This window comes from Bacteroides sp. AN502(2024) (assembly GCF_041227145.1).
Lineage (GTDB): Bacteria > Bacteroidota > Bacteroidia > Bacteroidales > Bacteroidaceae > Bacteroides.
In genome coordinates this window covers 1-12617 of the sequence record NZ_JBGFSP010000010.1, presented here as the reverse complement: position 1 = coordinate 12617, position 12617 = coordinate 1, and the positions used below count along the sequence as shown (strand labels likewise).

The following is a 12617-nucleotide window of genomic DNA, read 5'->3' as shown; positions in this document are numbered from 1 at the left end:
ATTTGCCGGACGCAGCCGATATTCAACAAAGTTAAACGGTATTTAATCACTTCTTAAATGGACTTAATCAGTAGTATTAAACAGGCTTTCACGCGGCGCACATACACCGAGGCGGACATGGACAGGCTGATACGGTTTGCCAAAAGCAGACAGGGGCTAAAACTGACCGCGCAGCTGATGCAGCAGACGGACAGCCTGACAAAGAAAGATATTGCGACATGGCGGCAGGCATGGCAGGCCGCCATAAGCATAGACACGCCCAACCGCGCGCGGCTGTACGACATTTATACCGACTGCCTCGTGGATCTCCATCTGACGGGGTGTATCGGACAGCGGAAAGGCAAGACGCTGCAAAAGGATTTCCGACTGGTGGGAAAGGACGGAAAGGAAAAGGCGGACGCCACCAGACTGCTGCAAAGGGAATGGTTTGGCGACTTCTGCGACCTCGCGCTGGACAGCCGTTTCTGGGGGCACAGCCTCATACAGCTGGGCGACATCGTGTCGGACGGGAACGGGATGCGCTTCGAGGGCGTGGAACTTGTGCCGCGCAAGCATGTATGCCCCGAATACGGGGTCATTACGCCGGAACCCGCCGCCGACCGGCGAACGGGAATACCGTACCGCGACGGGGATTTGTCCCTCTGGTGCGTGGAAGTGGGAAAGCCCAAAGACTTGGGGCTGCTCCTCAAATGCGCGCCGTCCTGCATAAGCAAGAAAAACATGCTGGCGTTCTGGGACATGTTCGGCGAGATATTTGGCGCGCCCATGCGTGTGGCGCGTACCAACACCACCGACGAGGCGGAACGCCGACGCATAGAGGGGTCGCTGGACAGGATGGGCGCGGCGTTCTGGGCGTTGTTTCCGGAGGGCACGGACATCGAAATCAAGGAAAGCAGCCGCGGGGACGCTTACAATGTTTATGACAAGCGCGTGGACAGGTGCAACAGCGAACTGTCGAAAGGTACGCTGATGCAGACAATGACCATCGACAGCGGGTCGTCCCTGTCACAGTCGGAAACGCACCTCGAAATTTTCGAGGACGTGGTAAAGGCCGACGCAAAGATGGTGGAGAACGTCGTAAACGACAAGCTGCTGCCCCTCATGGTGCGGCACGGTTTTCCCGTGCAGGGGCTGACGTTCCAATGGGACGACGCGGCATCGTTCAGCCCTGCCGAAAGGCGCGAGGAGGAACGCCTGCTGCTCGAATATTACGAGATTGACCCGCAGTATTTCGTCGATAACTACAACATTCCCATAACGGGCGTGCGCCAAGCAAAAACACAGCCTGACGCTTTTTTCGGGTAAGCCCCACGGGTGTGGGGCTGCGCGGGGAGTACAGGGCGTTCAATGCGGCGTTGCGCTCGCTATACGGGCGCGAACAGCTGACACTGGCCGAGGACGACCGCCCGTTTGATTTCGACGATGCCCTGTTTGACGACGCGGCAAAGACGGTGTACCGGAACGGGGGATTTGACGTTTCATGCCTGGCAGAACCGCAGGCGCAGGCTCTCATTAAAGAGACGCTGCGTGTGCTCGATACGGCCGTAGGCTGCGCGCTGCCCCATGAAGTACCCGACACCATACGTTACGCCCTCGAAAACAACGCTTTTGTGTTTTCGGGATTCAAGACGTTCCACGCGCTGCGTGAAGTGGGGCTGTCGATGCTGACGGAAAAGGGCGACATCAAGCCGTTTAATGACTTCCTGACGGACGTAAGGCGGATTAACGCACAGTACAACCACAATTACCTGTACGCGGAATACAACCACGCGCTCGGGGCGGCGCAGATGGCGGCCAAATGGCACGACTTCGAGCGGGACGGCGACCGTTACAACCTGCAGTACCGCACGGCGGGCGACGACAAGGTGCGCGAGGAACACGCCATACTCAACGGCACGACGCTGCCGCCGTCCGACCCGTTCTGGGACATGTTCCTGCCACCGAACGGCTGGAACTGCCGGTGTACGGCCGTGCAGGTACGCAAGAACAAATATCCAGCATCCGACCCCGAACTGGCCATGAAGCGCGGGCAGAACTGTACGGAGGGGGCGAAAAAAGCCGTTTTCAGGTACAACGCCGGAAAGTCGCTGCAACTGTTCCCGCCAAAGCACCCGTATTTCAAAGCTCCCACCGAAGCAAAAAAGGTTATCGAACAGGTGACAGAGGAAGCCATCAAGGAAAAACGCATCGGAACGTTGCGGGATCAGTTGCCTGACACCCTTACAGACACGGAAAAAGATGCTATCGCGGCAAACAACTACGAACTGGAGCAGGCTTTGGGTATCATGGCCGAAAAGCCTATGACTATGGAGGAAGCCGACAAACAAAGCGCAAACCCTGCCTATGTGCCGAAATACCTGATTGACGAAAAGGGAATGTATCGGGATAAGCACGCACGTTACAGGCTTAATCCTGCATACGACCAAAAAAGGGATGAACCTAACGCCATAAACTGCCAGACGTGCGCCTCTGCCTATGCGTTGCGGCTGATGGGATTTAATGTGACAGCAAAGCCGAACACACGCGGCTCGAAATTGGAATATTTAAGCCGCGGTATGCAATGTTGGGAAGCGTGGAAAAATACAGACGGGACACCCGCACAACATACCAGCCTGAACGGATGGCTGGAGGCAAAAGGCTACCAGAAAGTAACGCCCAAACGGTATTTGCAATTTTTTGATGAAGTGTGTAAGGAGGTCGGCGTATATGAATTGTCAATCGGATGGAAAGGCGGAGGCGGACACGCTACCATATTACAGCGATTTACCGATGGCACATTGCGGTATATCGAACCGCAGGCAGATAATTCCGAGGGGTCAGGTTATGAATGGAAAAACCTCGAATATCTAGCAAACGAGGGTGCGACTAAAAATCATGTATGCCGCGGGATAATGAGAATTGACAACAAGTTATTCAACATCGGGTTCATCGACATTTTCAACAAATAACCCGATAATGTATAATGCTGGGCTTTCTGTTACAATATCCACCTTGCCGTCTTTTACAAGATAGACAAACGGATAACCCGTACAGCTGTCGTCTGGGAAGTGGTACATATAAGCATCCGCCCCCTCGTACTTGCCGAGGTAGTCGATGGCGTCGCCGTACATTTTAATCAAATCACGTGCCGCATCCTTGACTATTTGCGGAATTTTCTTCATATCGGCAAATGTACGAATTATTTTTTGTTTAACTATAAAAATCACACCCAAAATGATAGACGGGGAACAACTTAAAAAGAACATATTGGACGATATGCGAGTGGAACTTTCCGACGAGTTCGACAAGAACTTCGAGCGGAAAGCGTTTTTTACAAAGAAATGGAAACGCCGAGCCAACCCCAACGCGAAAGGGTCGCTGCTGATGGTTACAGGAACAATGCGCCGAAGCATCAAGGCAGAAGTGCGGGACAATGGCGTGCGGTTCACTTCCGCAGTCCCATACGCAGCCATACACAATGAGGGCGGAACGGGGACAAAGCCTGTCCGCCAACATACACGAACCAGCAAAAAAGGGAAGCAATACACGGTAAGGGCGCACATGCGAAAGTTCACCATGCCGCAGCGTCAGTTCGTGGGCGACGGCAGACGGACACAGGAAATAATAAAGGATGTCATCGCGGATAACGTCGCGGATTTCAACATGCAACTGTCTAAATTCATAAGGAAATGAGAAAACAAATTTTTCAGGCCATTTGCGTACGTCTTACCGAGCGCGTGCCGGATATTCAGTTTATAGACCTGTGGAACAACAACGTCCAGACGCTTAACGGCGGCGCGGTGTGGCCTTTGCCTGCCGTGTTCGTGGAGTTCGAGCCGATAGAGTGGCGGCAGCAGAACAACGGCGCACGACGCGGAGACGTGGCCGTGCGCCTGCATCTGGTGACACGCGCCATCGGCACACACGGGGCTGCCGACCCGAAAATGTCCGACGCGCTGGAGTTTCTTGATTTGATAGACCAAATAAACACTGCCATGCAGGGGCTGCGGGGGGATAACTTTTCAGGGTTCCAGCTGACCACCTCGGCGACTAACCACGACCACGCGGAACTGATGGAAAGTGTCGAGCGGTACATCACCAGCGCACAGGACATAACGGCAATACCGAAAAATGTTCAGATAAATTCGGTTAAACTGAGAATAACATAGATTGGAGACTAAAACCTCCTAAATTTCCAGTAGCCGGACGATGTCTTTCTTATACTGTAATGAATTGGGTAAGGAGTATCAGAGATATCTGTATTGGCTCCGTTTCGAACAACACTTTCTGCCGCGCAAGTGACGGGGATTGCCCCGACGCTGCGGAAAGGATAAGAAAAAGCCCCGCGTTCAGATCGAGGGGCTTTCATTGAGTGCATCCCACAAGGTGAGTTGCTTCGGCTGCTGCACGGGCGGAGGGGTCGCTATGCCTAAATAATTCATGTAGGTGCGATAGCAGATTTTGAACGTCGGGAAAATATGCTGCCGCCATACGGCCTTGTAACATCGTGCCTGATTGCCGCTTTCATAGTAACGCTCGGTAATGGCTCGAACCATCCTTATGCGCTCTATGGTACTTTCGTGGTGTTTTCGTTTCTCCATCTGCTTCCTTTTTATTACCTTTGCAAATGTCCTTTTGCAAAGGCTTTGCGCCGGTTCGCTGTATTTTAGCAGATGGAGCCGGCGCGGCTTTTTATTCCACGTCGGTCATGCCGAGCGGAATATTTACCCAAGCACCCTTTTCGTTTTTATATTCAGCACGAATGTATTTCTTTGTTTCGGTGGGCTGGTAGCTTTCCTCGATGATTTGCACACCCTCGATAAAACGCTCGTTGCCCGTTTCCTCGGCCATCTTACGGAGCTGGAGCACGCGGCTGGCCTTGATGTTCCCGCTTTGGTCACGGGAAAGCAGACGCAGCACGGCATTCACAAGGGCTTTGCTCGTTTCATCTTTGGCAAGGCTTTCAATATATTCCTTGACCATTGAGATGCCGTCCTCCACCGTGTCACGGTAACCGTCGATGGTGTTCACACCGAGGGTAAGACGCAGTTTGCTGTCGCCGGAGGTAAACGTATGGCTGCGCTGGTCGTCTTTCGTCAGTCCCAGAACCTCCGACTTCATTCTCAGAATGGCGTCGAAGTTGCCGAAAACGGTGTTCTTGACCGTCTTAATCTGTTCGCTCAACTCTTGGAGGACGGGTAGTGTGGTACGCAGTTCGTCATCTACCATCGCGGCGTAGTTCTCGCGCTGCCGCTTGCGCTGTGCCGAAGCTTCTTTCTTTTGTTTCTCCGCGCGGTACGCCTCAAATTCTTGGCGTTCTTCCGCTGTCATTGTTACATTTTCCATATTAAACGGATTTTGAAGTTATTAAAAAAGGGATTAAATGCTGTTCATCTGCTCTATTTCACGTTTGGCTGCTGTAAAATCCAGCACGCACAAGCATCCCGCCGCTTTTAACAAAATGCCTGAAAATATCAGAACAAAGGCGACCAACGCAAAAGGCATGGCGACTATCATTCTAATTACCTGTTGATAAGTTGGTTTTCTCATTTTTGATGATTATTTGATGGTTTCCACTCGATTGTTATCACGGCATCGAGTTTACCGCTACCGTTACACACGGGGCAGTCTTTTTTCACACGCTCCCGCAGTTCTTCACTCCAAAAGAAGCCGTTACCGTGACAATACCCGCACGAATGACCGCTGCTGATGATGTCTTCTTTCAGATTGCCACCCCCGACAAATGCAGGAGGTGTTACTTTGATGATGTCGCTTTTTACACTCATACCTGATTTGTTATTAGTTTATTAAAATGGCATCGTATTCCAATAGTTACGCCAATGCCCGAAACAATCACATCGGTTTCCGTCATTTTCTCTACGGACAAAAGCGAGATTGTTTCTATCAATCAATAGCTCATTGTAAGGGTATTGTTTAACTCTGATTTTATAGGCTCGTAGAGCAAGCCAGCGATTCTTTATTTTATTCATGCCTGTTTTGTTATTAGTTATACACAGATACTTTTAAACTCCGATTGAGAAATCTTTCCCTTCTCTTCGATTACTCTAAAGAAAGCAGTAGCCGGACAAACATCTGCATCTGTCGTTGTAAGACAAACGCCATCAGAAGGGAAGTATTCACAACCTATATCATTGTCCCAATCTATATACTTTTGAGCTTCTATCGCTACTTTATCGCAATATTGCCTATATGAGATGTACGAACTTCCGACTTCGTTTATCAATCTCTTTATATTCATTACTGATTTGTTTGAAACATATTATACTGAAAATCATATCCCAATGTCCGCAGCCGTTTTTCCTGTACCGCACTGCGGTTCTTGCTGTCCTCCGGAAGTATGACCACCCGTTGTTCACGGTTGAACAGGTAGCCTTTCTTCCGCATCCAGTAGCGCAGATTGCGCTCCTTACGCATTTGCCTGTCTTTTGTTCCCATGACCTAACAGTGTTTGCATAAACAGGGTGTCGGCAATGTCATTTACCGCCTGTATGTCTTTTACCTTGTTGTTGAACGCGGCCACCAGATTGCGCAACCTTTCACGCGGTATCTTGTTAAAGTCCGTGTGTCCCGTGGCACGGCAGGCAATACCTTTAATCACCGTGGCGTTACTCTCTTTGCCCGTGGCTTTCAGATAGCCGCCGATGGCGGCCATTACACGCTTGCGCAGTTTGTCCATTTCACCCGCGCCCGTCTTTTCATTCACCTGTGCCGAAAGCTGACCGCACACGTTTATCAAATCGTGGGTATCCATGTCGCGGCTGCTTTCCACACCGTAGCTTTCCACAATGGCGCGTTTCTCCGCGTCAGTCAGCCCCAACACGCTGCAAAGGGTGTGGAACTTCTTCAAAATATCCCTGTGGATTTCATCCATCGTTTTGTTTTCTGTCATATCATTTTACATTTTATCAATCCAATACTCCTGTGCGCCTGCTTCCCATATCACGAAGTCCGCGCCGCCCTCACCGAGGTCGGCAACCTCGTAACGGGTAGTGACGAATGCCTTGTAACCCTCCACACGTATTTTTATCTCACTGTCATAGCGGATGTTCTGTGCCATCGTGCCTTTGGGCTGGCCTGCCTTTTCATGGCTAATGAAAATAAACAGTTTGCCGGGGAACTCGTCACGCAAAGTCTGGTACTGATCCATATTGAAGCGTCTTAAATAATGTACGCTGTCAATCACAATCACGTCAGGGCTTTGTTTCTTCTTCAAACGGGTGCGCAATTCTTTCAGCTGTTCTTTATTCAGCAGTATAATGCGGTTGCCGACTTCCGCCATGCCCACGCGCTCCCATGCTTTTTGCAATGACAGGCTTAAACCCTGCTCCAGACTGTTATATGCCACGCGACGAAAGCGGGTAAGGTACTTGCAGACCTGCATCACAAAGGTGGTTTTACCTGAGCCGCTGCCGCCGTAGATTATCCATGCGCCACGCAGTTCCGGCCGTCCGAAGCTGGCAAGAAATGCCCCGTCAAAGTCGGCCACCTCAAATTTTGCCGTCAGTACGTTTTTATTGCTTATCGCCCGTCCCATAGCTATTTATTTATCCTCCTTTTGCAAAGCCCAAATAGCGCGTTTTACACGACGCAAATCACATTCGCAGTCCTCCACTATGCGGTTGATGGCGTTCGTGGCTGTAATGCCGTTTGCTACGCAAATGGCGGCTACATCCTCGCTGTTCACCACCTGCAACTCCACGAACTTGCGTCCCATGCGGCTGTAAATTTCCTCGTACCCCTTGCGTTTGGTGCGCAGCCCTTTTTTAATGCGCTTCTCCAGAAAATTGGTGGCGCAAAGGATGATTCCACAGTGTCCCTCCAGCTGGTTGTAAAGGCTGATAAAGAAATAAAGCACCTGATCCGAAAGTTTGTCGGCCTCGTCAAGCACCACAAGCGGATTTTCCTTGCGTTTGAGCGTGTCGATGATGTCGTCCATCATATCCGACACCGTGCTGCCCGTGAAGTCCACACCCATACATTGCAGCAGCTTGCCCATGAACGTGCGGCGGTTCCAATACTCGGAGCAGCAGAGGTGGTAAACGTGGCGGTGCGCGGCGGCGTAGTTCTTTATGGCTTCCGTCTTACCGCATCCGGCATCACCCGTAACGGCCAATACAAGGCTGTCCTCGCGGGCATTGTCAAGCAGGAAGCCCATGCGGCTGTACGCGCGTGTTTCAGCAATGCGCCACGCTTTTGCCTCGTGTCCCGTCTGGGCGGCTATCGTGCGCCACATTTCCTCGCTGATGGTGTCCCAATCTCCTGCCAGCACCTTGCTGACAGTGGCCGCGCTTACGCCGTTCATGCTGTTGGCCGCCTTGTTTTGGCTGCCTTTCTGCGCGCAGTAGTCTTTAAGACGTGCGGCAATCTGTTGTTTTTCGTCCTTTTGCATCTTATTTCGTTTTAGAAAATTGAATAATCGTCTTTATCTGTCGAGGGTGCGCCCTGCGGTATAATGGGAACTTCCACCGTCTTAACTTCTATCGCCTCCACATCAACAGCTTTCAGACGTTTCTGCGCTTTCGGCAGTTTATGCTGGCCGCGGCTGTCACATAACAGTAGGCGGTTTAACGTATTATCCTCACGCATGTACGTATCGGCCTTTTCATAAGCGGCATTCAGGTTCTCCAGAACGTACCCCTCCAGCCGTTCGTTAAAATCAAACACCTTTTGAAGTTCCGCGGCATCACCCGTCTTTCGGTCGGCAAGTGCCATCGGCTGCACGTATTTTTCTGTCAGCATGAAACGCAGCGTGCCGTCTTCATTCACAGCCAGAACCTCATGCAGGTTGTCAGGATCGTACTTGACCGTCCAGCGTGTTCCCGTGTGTTCCCTGAAACGGATGTCAAAACAGTCATAGTCGCGCTTCATACCCAGAAGCGTGGGGCGCAGGCCGCTGCCCTCGATGGCGTTCTTGAAGCCTGTCGCCGCGCCGAAGCTGTACAGATACGCCTCACGGTTCAAAGGCAGGCGGCGTTCCGTCGGCAGGTTCTCCATCAATGCGCGGAACTGCGCTATTTTTAAGGCGCGTTCAGCCTGTATCATTTCCTCTATCTGGCGGCGGACGCCTGCCTCGTCGGGGAAACTGTGCCGAAGCCTGTTCAGGGCTTCCGCATTGGGCTGGCGTTTCGGGTTCGTCGTCACGCCGTAGCCGCTCCAGTTGTTCCACTTGTTACAGTAGGTTTCATTCAGGTAGTCGAAATACGGTTCTATTACCTTTGACTTGGCGTTCTTCACGCGGGCGGGGGTCAGCAATTTGCCCATCACGCCATAAACAGGCGTCATGGCCTTAATGGCATAGTGGTCGCATTGTATCTGGTTTGCCCGAAGCATGACCCCGAAAAGCTCCTCGCTGTGCTTGGCTGCATTGCGCAGTGCTTCGGCTATCAAATCGGGGGTCTCGTGCGTGCCGATGGCATACCCTATCGGGTAATTTATACACGGGTCAAGCACCACCTCCAACGTCAGACGGTTGTCGTAATTGGCAACGTTGTGTCCCTTGCTGTTCGTCTTGGTCTTTTGATAGAGCAGTTCCACATCCCAACCGTCAAGCGTCCACATCAGGAACGGAGCGGTCGGACGGCTGCGCTTCACTTGCATACTCTTTTCGTTGCGGAAATTCGTAAGACCGCGGCGGCCGACTGAAATTATAAGGTCTTTTTTCTTTCGCCACACACCGACGGCGGAGGGGGTGATCTCTTTCCAGCCGTTCTTGCGGGCTTCACGGTTATAATACCCCGCGATTGTTACGTCGTCAAGGTTGTTATGGTGCGCAAGTATGACCGTTAAAACGCTTTCCTTGTCTTCGTCATCCACCTTTGCGGCGTTGATATTCTGGAATTTCTTGCTGATGAAGCACGCATAACCCTCGTGCAGGTACTCGTTGAACTTGCGTTGCAGGCGGCGATCGCTTTCGGGTAACGAGTGCGGGAAGCGGTCAGTCAGGCGAGGCAGGGCTGCCGCGGCCTTGCGCCAGAACTCCGTCTTATTCACACGCGGTTTGCTCTGACGCATGCGGTGACTGTTGCTGGTTTCGATACACTGCCGAAAAGCATTCATGATGGCACAGTTGTTTGAGTATTCCGCCTGCTTCTCGGGGGAGAGATGGCGACCATCGGGCAGCACGTAGGCCTCATAAAACCGCATGGCCTGTCCGTCCGGGGTGATTGTATCCATGAAAGGCTTGCTGTCGGCTTTTTCCTGTAAGTCGGGGTTGCGGCGGTAAACCTCCGTGCGGTATTTTAATGGCAGGCTTTCAACGGCAAACAGCGCGGGTGTACCATAACAGGCACGTTGCACCTGCTTAATCTTCCCCTCTCTTACATAGTAGTTAAGGTTAGATTTCGACATGATGCCTGCCGTTAATTCTGCATGGCTTATACAAAGCGTGTTACCGTAATATTCCATAATTTGCGTATATTTGTAGCGGTTGTTAAAATTACATTTATGGAAGTCAATATTTACTGTCACTTGTCCGCTCCAGCTGTGGAAGAACATAACGTTCGAGAATATTTAGAAGAGTTTCTGTCTGATATATCAGGCATTCTACAAGTTGTGGCTCGGGCTTTCTTGATTGTATGGGAAAAGTCCGATCTTGCACCCGAACCAAACTATTTACAACATTCATTTGATGAAGAAGGCACCCTGACGCTGCCTTTATCCTTTCAATATTCCTGTCTGGAACAGGCATATTTAAGGGTTGAACTAATGAAATCTCTATTCTCAAATCTGGCCTACAAGAAAGGGGTTGAGATTGTTTTCGAGTACCACCTTGACGATTGATCCTGTTTTTGCTCATGGCTTAAAGGTTTTGTGCTTCCGCCTGTATGGCAGGAAACTGGTTTAACATTACGTTTTTGTAGTTCTTCACCGGCTTGCCGTCCTTGATGATGTCCACACGCCCCGTGTTCTTGTCGCATTCCAGCATCACACCATTGGGGAAATACTGACGCATATAGCCGTCAGCATCGTGCATTGTTTCCATTGCGGGGGAAACAATCATTAGAATACCACCACGTTGAAGCGCGTGAAACTGAATTTTCCGAATGGTGCTCGTGTCCTGCTCATATTTGAGCGCTTTCCATACCGTAACGTCCGACACTCCGAATGCTTGTGCCAAAAAATGACGATCTTCCTTAGTCACATGAATGTACTTTTTCATTGTTGCTTGTTTATGTTTTACACCTTAAATTCACCATATCACCTTTTTTTCGTATATTTGGGCGCTGGTTAATTTTTTAATCCGTTGCAAATATCGTAATTTCTCACGAATAATCAAATAAAATCGTGATAAATTTAATTTTATAATGAAATATGCATGTATGAACGAAACAATTCACGATAGAATCGGGGCGTTAGTCCAAGAATATGGCAATGGGAAGAATACCGTATTCGCCAATAAAATAGGTGTAAGTGAAGGAAATATACGCGGTTATATCAAAGGTATCATGCCTAAAGCAGATGTCCTTGAGAAAATCGTGAGAATACTCGATGTTAATGCTATGTGGCTACTCACAGGCATTGGACACATGCGTGTGAGTAATTTAGATATAAATGCACCTGTACTTGTTTCAGATAATGATAAACTTGCTCCCGTTCTACAACAGTTTGATGTGTTTATCCAAAAAAAAGACGCTCAAATTGTACAGCAAGCAGAAGAAATTGGTCGGTTACGTGAGCGCATAGCCCAAATGCAACAGCGTTTTGAAAAAAATGCAACCAATGCGAACACCGATACTATTGCCAATGTCGGCTAATTCGGTACACCAACACACTGTCTACATTCATACTGCCGACATCCCTAAAATGGGGCAAAAAGGATGATGATTAGCTATCTTCTTCATTTTTGGAGAGTAAACCATGTGTTAAACATTTATAATCAATTACTTATACAGATTATAGCCGTTATTTTTCCTATATTCAAAAAGGAATTAAAGGGGTAGATTTTCACGAAAAAGCCGCTTTTTTATAGTCATTTTTGCCATTTGGGGGGAGTATTCCCCTACCGATAACTATACCCAACACTATACCCAACACCTATTTTTTTAAACGAAACGTACCATTTTACCTCCTACCTACACGAACATTTACTACCTTAATTCTATCATTTCCGAAGGCTCATTTAACAGGCGGTTAAATACCCATTAAACAGTGTTTGTGTTCCATTTGCAACCTCACCTTTCCAATACCGACTCCATGTTAGGAAACGAACAGACATACGGGCAAAAGCCCCATTTAACGCAGTTCTTGCCCATTTGTAAGCATTGCCGCCAAACAAAAGGAAGCGGTCAGAAAGCCTCTAAAAAGCCACCTGACCGCCCATGCGATTAAAGCAAATTAAACCTGAAGCAAAGCCGCATTAAACACCTGCTTAAACACTTTGCTTTCGTCTTAAACCAAAACTAAACCAACTTAAACCTTTTGTACGTTTCGTTTTATAGTACTCTATCCTATTATTTTTACTTATATATTTAATTATCAAATCCTTATATCCTCAAACGAGTATTATGCTTTTGTACGTTTCGTTTTCACGCCCATATGATTCCAAGTTCTCGAATTTTAGAAAACCCCAATAATATGGCATTAAGAAACAGTTCTTTTTAAAATGGCTGTTTTTTTCG

The 12617-nt window shown here is 49.4% G+C and carries 19 protein-coding genes; 6 read left to right on the top strand and 13 right to left on the bottom strand.

Annotation, left to right across the window (positions count from 1 at the left end):
* Positions 1-57 precede the first annotated feature (57 nt).
* Positions 58-1305 (top strand): DUF935 family protein, encoded by a 1248-nt coding sequence (locus AB9N12_RS17805; protein WP_369893454.1) that lies wholly within the window; start codon positions 58-60, stop codon positions 1303-1305.
* An 11-nt stretch (positions 1306-1316) separates the two neighbouring features.
* Positions 1317-2948: a toxin glutamine deamidase domain-containing protein gene (locus AB9N12_RS17800; RefSeq protein ID WP_369893453.1), complete on the top strand. Its 1632-nt coding sequence runs from the start codon at positions 1317-1319 to the stop codon at positions 2946-2948.
* Here AB9N12_RS17800 and AB9N12_RS17795 read toward each other — a convergent pair.
* Complete coding sequence (locus tag AB9N12_RS17795) at positions 2910-3161, bottom strand: hypothetical protein (RefSeq protein ID WP_369893452.1); 252 nt, start codon at positions 3159-3161, stop codon at positions 2910-2912. The genes AB9N12_RS17800 and AB9N12_RS17795 overlap by 39 nt on opposite strands.
* Before the next feature lie 52 nt (positions 3162-3213).
* On the opposite strand from AB9N12_RS17795, the gene AB9N12_RS17790 reads away from it, so the two are divergent.
* Together AB9N12_RS17790 and AB9N12_RS17785 are read left to right on the top strand one after the other, a co-directional pair.
* Positions 3214-3672: a phage virion morphogenesis protein gene (locus tag AB9N12_RS17790; protein ID WP_369893451.1), complete on the top strand. Its 459-nt coding sequence runs from the start codon at positions 3214-3216 to the stop codon at positions 3670-3672.
* Positions 3669-4148, top strand: a complete 480-nt coding sequence (locus AB9N12_RS17785) for a hypothetical protein (RefSeq protein WP_369893450.1) — start codon at positions 3669-3671, stop codon at positions 4146-4148. The genes AB9N12_RS17790 and AB9N12_RS17785 overlap by 4 nt, the downstream gene beginning before the upstream one ends.
* A 180-nt stretch (positions 4149-4328) precedes the next feature.
* On the opposite strand, the gene AB9N12_RS17780 is transcribed toward AB9N12_RS17785, so the two are convergent.
* The 11 genes from AB9N12_RS17780 to AB9N12_RS17730 all read right to left on the bottom strand — a co-directional run bounded on the left by AB9N12_RS17780 (position 4329) and on the right by AB9N12_RS17730 (position 10404).
* The gene (locus AB9N12_RS17780; protein ID WP_369893449.1) at positions 4329-4580 is read right to left on the bottom strand and encodes a hypothetical protein; all 252 of its coding nucleotides are present in this window, start codon (positions 4578-4580) and stop codon (positions 4329-4331) included.
* A 91-nt stretch (positions 4581-4671) separates the two neighbouring features.
* A complete protein-coding gene (locus AB9N12_RS17775) occupies positions 4672-5325 on the bottom strand; it encodes a DUF3164 family protein (protein ID WP_369893448.1) in 654 nt (217 codons plus the stop codon).
* 33 nt (positions 5326-5358) lie between these two features.
* On the bottom strand, positions 5359-5529 hold the full coding sequence (locus AB9N12_RS17770; RefSeq protein WP_369893447.1) for a hypothetical protein: 171 nt from the start codon (positions 5527-5529) through the stop codon (positions 5359-5361).
* Positions 5526-5765 carry a hypothetical protein gene (locus AB9N12_RS17765; RefSeq protein WP_369893446.1) on the bottom strand — a complete coding sequence of 80 codons (240 nt, stop codon included), beginning with the start codon at positions 5763-5765 and terminating at the stop codon, positions 5526-5528. The genes AB9N12_RS17770 and AB9N12_RS17765 overlap by 4 nt, the downstream gene beginning before the upstream one ends.
* Before the next feature lie 21 nt (positions 5766-5786).
* Entirely contained in the window at positions 5787-5969 is a 183-nt protein-coding gene (locus tag AB9N12_RS17760) for a hypothetical protein (RefSeq protein WP_369893445.1), read from the bottom strand.
* Between the two features lie 17 nt (positions 5970-5986).
* Complete coding sequence (locus AB9N12_RS17755; RefSeq protein ID WP_369893444.1) at positions 5987-6238, bottom strand: hypothetical protein; 252 nt, start codon at positions 6236-6238, stop codon at positions 5987-5989.
* Entirely contained in the window at positions 6238-6435 is a 198-nt protein-coding gene (locus AB9N12_RS17750; RefSeq protein ID WP_369893443.1) for a hypothetical protein, read from the bottom strand. The genes AB9N12_RS17755 and AB9N12_RS17750 overlap by 1 nt, the downstream gene beginning before the upstream one ends.
* Positions 6407-6820, bottom strand: coding sequence for a hypothetical protein (locus tag AB9N12_RS17745; protein ID WP_369893474.1), 414 nt, complete (start codon positions 6818-6820; stop codon positions 6407-6409). Before AB9N12_RS17745 ends, AB9N12_RS17750 begins: the two co-directional genes overlap by 29 nt.
* A 75-nt stretch (positions 6821-6895) precedes the next feature.
* Complete coding sequence (locus AB9N12_RS17740) at positions 6896-7534, bottom strand: ATP-binding protein (protein WP_369893293.1); 639 nt, start codon at positions 7532-7534, stop codon at positions 6896-6898.
* Positions 7535-7540: 6 nt separating this feature from the next.
* The gene (locus tag AB9N12_RS17735) at positions 7541-8155 is read right to left on the bottom strand and encodes an AAA family ATPase (RefSeq protein WP_369893442.1); all 615 of its coding nucleotides are present in this window, start codon (positions 8153-8155) and stop codon (positions 7541-7543) included.
* 245 nt (positions 8156-8400) lie between these two features.
* Entirely contained in the window at positions 8401-10404 is a 2004-nt protein-coding gene (locus AB9N12_RS17730) for a hypothetical protein (RefSeq protein WP_369893441.1), read from the bottom strand.
* Between the two features lie 39 nt (positions 10405-10443).
* Between AB9N12_RS17730 and AB9N12_RS17725 the strand changes: the two genes are divergently transcribed.
* On the top strand, positions 10444-10779 hold the full coding sequence (locus AB9N12_RS17725) for a hypothetical protein (RefSeq protein WP_369893440.1): 336 nt from the start codon (positions 10444-10446) through the stop codon (positions 10777-10779).
* Positions 10780-10798: 19 nt separating this feature from the next.
* Here the strand turns inward: AB9N12_RS17725 and AB9N12_RS17720 are convergent, their stop codons facing one another.
* Positions 10799-11158, bottom strand: a complete 360-nt coding sequence (locus tag AB9N12_RS17720) for a hypothetical protein (RefSeq protein ID WP_369893297.1) — start codon at positions 11156-11158, stop codon at positions 10799-10801.
* A 160-nt stretch (positions 11159-11318) separates the two neighbouring features.
* Here AB9N12_RS17720 and AB9N12_RS17715 point away from each other — a divergent pair, with 160 nt between their 5' ends.
* The gene (locus AB9N12_RS17715; protein WP_369893298.1) at positions 11319-11753 is read left to right on the top strand and encodes a helix-turn-helix domain-containing protein; all 435 of its coding nucleotides are present in this window, start codon (positions 11319-11321) and stop codon (positions 11751-11753) included.
* Positions 11754-12617: the final 864 nt, after the last annotated feature.

Excerpts from the sequence above, each read along its gene's own strand:
- AB9N12_RS17795 (WP_369893452.1), bottom strand. The coding sequence starts at position 3,161 with ATGAAGAAAATTCCGCAAATAGTCAAGGATGCGGCACGTGATTTGATT.
- AB9N12_RS17715 (WP_369893298.1), top strand. The coding sequence starts at position 11,319 with ATGAACGAAACAATTCACGATAGAATCGGGGCGTTAGTCCAAGAATAT.
- AB9N12_RS17755 (WP_369893444.1), bottom strand. The coding sequence starts at position 6,238 with ATGAATATAAAGAGATTGATAAACGAAGTCGGAAGTTCGTACATCTCA.
- AB9N12_RS17750 (WP_369893443.1), bottom strand. The coding sequence starts at position 6,435 with ATGGGAACAAAAGACAGGCAAATGCGTAAGGAGCGCAATCTGCGCTAC.
- AB9N12_RS17805 (WP_369893454.1), top strand. The coding sequence starts at position 58 with ATGGACTTAATCAGTAGTATTAAACAGGCTTTCACGCGGCGCACATAC.
- AB9N12_RS17765 (WP_369893446.1), bottom strand. The coding sequence starts at position 5,765 with ATGAGTGTAAAAAGCGACATCATCAAAGTAACACCTCCTGCATTTGTC.
- AB9N12_RS17725 (WP_369893440.1), top strand. The coding sequence starts at position 10,444 with ATGGAAGTCAATATTTACTGTCACTTGTCCGCTCCAGCTGTGGAAGAA.
- AB9N12_RS17785 (WP_369893450.1), top strand. The coding sequence starts at position 3,669 with ATGAGAAAACAAATTTTTCAGGCCATTTGCGTACGTCTTACCGAGCGC.
- AB9N12_RS17760 (WP_369893445.1), bottom strand. The coding sequence starts at position 5,969 with ATGAATAAAATAAAGAATCGCTGGCTTGCTCTACGAGCCTATAAAATC.
- AB9N12_RS17790 (WP_369893451.1), top strand. The coding sequence starts at position 3,214 with ATGATAGACGGGGAACAACTTAAAAAGAACATATTGGACGATATGCGA.
- AB9N12_RS17780 (WP_369893449.1), bottom strand. The coding sequence starts at position 4,580 with ATGGAGAAACGAAAACACCACGAAAGTACCATAGAGCGCATAAGGATG.
- AB9N12_RS17740 (WP_369893293.1), bottom strand. The coding sequence starts at position 7,534 with ATGGGACGGGCGATAAGCAATAAAAACGTACTGACGGCAAAATTTGAG.
- AB9N12_RS17730 (WP_369893441.1), bottom strand. The coding sequence starts at position 10,404 with ATGGAATATTACGGTAACACGCTTTGTATAAGCCATGCAGAATTAACG.
- AB9N12_RS17770 (WP_369893447.1), bottom strand. The coding sequence starts at position 5,529 with ATGAGAAAACCAACTTATCAACAGGTAATTAGAATGATAGTCGCCATG.
- AB9N12_RS17775 (WP_369893448.1), bottom strand. The coding sequence starts at position 5,325 with ATGGAAAATGTAACAATGACAGCGGAAGAACGCCAAGAATTTGAGGCG.
- AB9N12_RS17720 (WP_369893297.1), bottom strand. The coding sequence starts at position 11,158 with ATGAAAAAGTACATTCATGTGACTAAGGAAGATCGTCATTTTTTGGCA.
- AB9N12_RS17735 (WP_369893442.1), bottom strand. The coding sequence starts at position 8,155 with ATGGGCTTCCTGCTTGACAATGCCCGCGAGGACAGCCTTGTATTGGCC.